The sequence below is a fragment of the Dellaglioa sp. CoH-57-MRSF-22 genome, assembly GCF_056781895.1.
Window position 1 is genome coordinate 1 of the sequence record NZ_JBXAXT010000023.1, and the last position, 240, is coordinate 240.

Below are 240 nucleotides of genomic sequence, written 5' to 3' on the forward strand. Positions count from 1 at the left end.
ATCCTGATTGTTGGGGTACGTGGGGCGGTGCTGTAGACCATGGAGAACATGTGGAGATGGCAGTGGCTCGTGAAGTACAAGAAGAGGCCGGCTATACCGGTCCGCTAAAGCTGCGTACGCTGCTACTGTTCCGTGGGGACGGCATGGTGTACCAGAACTTCTTGGCCATAGTTCCTCATGAATTTCAACCCAAGTTGAATTGGGAAACGTCGGATGCCCAGTGGGTGGACGACATCGAGG

The 240-nt window shown here is 54.6% G+C and carries 1 protein-coding gene; it reads left to right on the forward strand.

What is annotated here, in order from left to right; all coding sequences use genetic code 11:
• Nucleotides 1-56 precede the first annotated feature (56 nt).
• Nucleotides 57-240 (forward strand): NUDIX hydrolase (locus AC1RPR_RS07880; protein ID WP_481763413.1); only part of this gene is annotated, 184 nt, incomplete at its 3' end.